The following is a 3,822-nucleotide window of genomic DNA, read 5'->3' as shown; positions in this document are numbered from 1 at the left end:
GTGCATCCACCAGCTGTTCGAGGAACAGGCCGAACGCACGCCCGATAAGGTGGCGCTGGTGTGCGAAGACCGTTCGCTGACCTACCGCGAACTGAACGAGCGTGCCAACCAGCTGGCGCACTGTCTGCTGGAGCAGGGTGTGGCGGCCGACACGCTGGTGGGACTGTATGTCGAACGCAGCATCGAGATGGTGGTTGGCGTGCTGGCCATCCTCAAGGCCGGCGGCGCCTACGTACCGCTGGACACGAGCTACCCGAAGGATCGTCTCGCCTACATGCTTGAGGACTGCGGTGCTACTATACTGCTTACCCAGGACGGGCTGCATCAACAGGCGTCGGACATGGTGGCAGGGCGCAGCATAGGCATCGCCAGCCTCGATTGCAAAGAACTGAATGATGCGTCGCCGGGCCGCAGTAGGCAGAATCCCCATGGCTGCCATGCCGGCCCCCGAAACCTGGCTTATGTGATCTATACCTCCGGCTCCACAGGCCGTCCCAAGGGTGTGCTGGTCGAGCACCAAGCCCTGGTCAACCGCATCGACTGGATGCAGCGTGAATACCCGCTCGGCGAGACGGACGTCGTCCTGCAAAAAACGCCGTTCGGTTTCGACGTCTCCGTGTGGGAGCTAACCTGGCCGTTCATTGCCGGCGCGCGCTTGGTCATGGCAGAACCCGAGGGGCACAAGGATACGGCCTATCTCGCGTCCGTGATCCAGTCCGAAGGGGTGACAACGCTGCACTTCGTGCCGTCGATGCTGCGCCTGATGGCCAGCGATGAAGGCTGGCAGCACTGCACGTCCGTGCGGCAGGTGTTCTGCAGCGGCGAAGCCCTGCCCGTGGATGTAGTGGCAAGCCATTACGCAGCCAATGCCGCACCGCTGCACAACCTGTATGGCCCGACAGAAGCGGCAATCGATGTCAGTTACTGGGCCTGCCCGAAGGCTGTGGATTTGGTGACGGTGCCGATCGGCCGCCCGATCCAGAACATGGCGCTTTACGTTCTGGGCGCGCAAAATCAGCTGCTGCCCAAGGGAAGCATCGGCGAGCTACACATTGGCGGCGTCGGGCTGGCACGGGGCTATCTGAATCGTTCTGAACTCACGGCCGGGCGTTTCATTCCAAATCCTTTCCATGATCCGCTGGACCCGTCCAGCAGCACGCGCCTGTACAAAACGGGTGATCTCGCGCGCCATTTGGCAGACGGCAACATTGAATATATCGGCAGGATCGACGACCAGGTGAAGATCCGCGGCCAGCGCATCGAACTGGGCGAAATCGAGAGCCAGTTGGCGGCGTGCACGGGTGTGCTGGAGGCGGTCGCCGCCGTGCGCGAAGACCGGCCCGGCCATCAACGTCTGGTGGCCTACATCGTGCCTGACGACTCGATGGCACTGTCGATCCCCGCGCTGCAGGCCGCACTCGTGCAAGTGCTGCCCGTGTATATGGTGCCGTCGGCGTGGCAGGTGCTGGACGCCTTGCCATTGACGCCGAACGGAAAACTGGACCGCAAGGCGCTGCCGACGCCCGATGGCAGCCACCTGCTCGATGAATACCTAGCGCCGCGCACCGCGACCGAGGAAACGTTGGTAGGGATCTGGGCTAGCCTGCTTCAGCTCAATTCAGGGGACATCAGTGTCAACGCGAACTTCTTCGCGCTCGGCGGAAATTCGCTGCTGCTGGTCCAGCTGTTTCGGGTCATCAAGTCAAGCTTCGACGTCGAAATCGGCGTCAGGGGAGCATTTACGGACGTCACCATCGGCTTGATCGCCAAGTCGGTCGATGCTTTGCAAGGCAAAAGCAAACTGGCTCAGGAATTGTCGGCGGTGCCTGCCAATCAAATCGAAGAAATGGAATTCTGAAGATGAACTACGTAAATGAAGTCTTGCTACAACTTGGAGCCAAGGGGATCGAAGTATTTGTTGAGGGCGGCACCTTAAAGGCGAGGGCCCGCAAGGGCTCGCTCGATGCCGATGCAGTGCAGCTAATCAAGAACAACAAGCAGCAGCTCATTGACTATCTGAACCAGAACTCCGTGTCGGCCGGCGCCAGCCGCATGAACGTGGTGGCCATGCCACGCCACTCCGGCAAAGTGGCCGTATCGTTCGCGCAGCAGCGCCTGTGGTTCCTGGACCGGCTCGACGGCGGCAGCGCGCACTACAACATGCCGTCCGCACTGCGCGTGACGGGCCGCTTCGACGTCACCGTCGCCGAGCAGGCGTTCCGGCGCATCATTGAACGGCACGCGCCGCTGCGCACGGTCTTCGCCAGTGAAGGCGAACAGCTGTGGCAGGTGATCCGTGAGCAGGTGGAATTCGGCATCCAGGTGAACGACCTGACCCAACTCGACACCGGCGCGAGGGAACAGGCTGTACAGCAGCTGGCCCTGGCCGACGCCGAAGCGCCGTTCGACCTGGCGCGCGACGTGATGCTGCGCGCCAGCTTCATCCTGCTGGGCGAGGAGGAAGGCATGCTGCTGTTTAATATGCACCACATCGCTTCGGACGGCTGGTCGATGGACCTGCTGGTCAAGGAATTCCTGAGCCAGTACCAGGCGCTGCGCAGCGGCGCCGCCGACCCCTACGGTCCGCTGGCGATCGCTTATGCCGACTACGCGCAATGGCAGCGCAACTGGCTGACCGGACCGGTACTGGAGGAGCAGCTTGGCTATTGGAGCAAGCAACTGGCCGGCCTGCCGCCGGTGCACAATCTGCCGCTGGACCGCACCCGCCCGGCGCACCAGAGCTTCCGGGGTGCGCGCCACCGCTTCACAGTTGGAAAGGCTGTTCATGAGGGCCTGAAAAAAGTCGCCCAGGACAACCAGGCCACGCCTTTCATGGTGCTGCACGCCGCGCTGAGCGTGCTGCTGGCGCGGCACGGCAACAGCAGCGACATCGTGATCGGCACGCCGGTGGCCAACCGGCTGCAGAAGGAGCTAGAAGAGCTCATCGGCTTCTTCGTCAACACACTGGTGCTGCGCACCGACGTGTCGGGCAACCCGCGCTTCGACCAGTACCTGGAACAGGTCAAGGCGGTCAACCTCGACGCGCAAAGCCGGCAGGACGTGCCGTTCGAGTATCTGGTCGAGCGCATCAATCCCCAGCGCAGCACGCAATACAGCCCGCTGTTCCAGATCATGTTCAGCATGGGCATGGAAGTCAGCGTGGGTGGTCACGTCAGGCTGGAGGATGTCGCGTTTGAGGCGGTGGATAACAAGGATGCACCCGCCAAGTACGATTTGCTGTTCGAGGTAAGGGAAACGTCAGGCGGCCTTGCCTGTCACATCGACTACAACGTCGATCTGTTCGACGCGGCCACAATCGCCAGGCTGGCCGCGCATTACGACCGGCTGCTGCAGGGTATTGCGGCGGCGCCGCAGACGCCGGTCTACGACCTGCCGCTGCTGGGCGACGATGAGCGGCACTACCTGCTGCATGAACTCAACGCGACCGAAGCGGACTACCCGCATGAGCAGTGCATCCACCAGCTGTTCGAGGAACAGGCCGAACGCACGCCCGACAAGGTGGCGCTGGTGTGCGAAGACCGTTCGCTGACCTACCGCGAACTGAACGAGCGCGCCAACCAGCTGGCGCACTGCCTGCTGGAACAGGGCGTGACGGCCGACACGCTGGTGGGGCTGTGCGTCGAACGCAGCATCGAGATGGTGGTTGGCGTGCTGGCCATCCTTAAGGCCGGCGGCGCCTATGTACCGCTGGACCCGGCCTATCCGCGCGAGCGGCTGGCCTATATGCTGGGCGACTCCCGGCCTCCGGTGGTGCTGACCCAGCCGCAACTGCAGGCCAATCTGCCGCTCGACGGTGCCAAG

At 62.8% G+C, this 3,822-nt stretch carries 2 protein-coding genes; both read left to right on the top strand.

Annotated elements, in window-relative coordinates:
- The coding region (locus O0879_RS28490; RefSeq protein WP_289920040.1) for a non-ribosomal peptide synthetase at positions 1 to 1,858 on the top strand (1,858 nt) is incomplete at its 5' end.
- Positions 1,859 to 1,860: 2 nt separating this feature from the next.
- Positions 1,861 to 3,822, top strand: a 1,962-nt coding sequence (locus tag O0879_RS28485; protein WP_289920038.1) for a condensation domain-containing protein, incomplete at its 3' end; no start/stop codon positions are given.

Source organism: Janthinobacterium sp. SUN120 (assembly GCF_030397735.1).
In the GTDB taxonomy this organism is placed as follows: domain Bacteria; phylum Pseudomonadota; class Gammaproteobacteria; order Burkholderiales; family Burkholderiaceae_D; genus Janthinobacterium; species Janthinobacterium kumbetense.
Note: the sequence above shows the minus strand (reverse complement) of the source record. Positions and strands in the feature narration are given on the sequence as shown.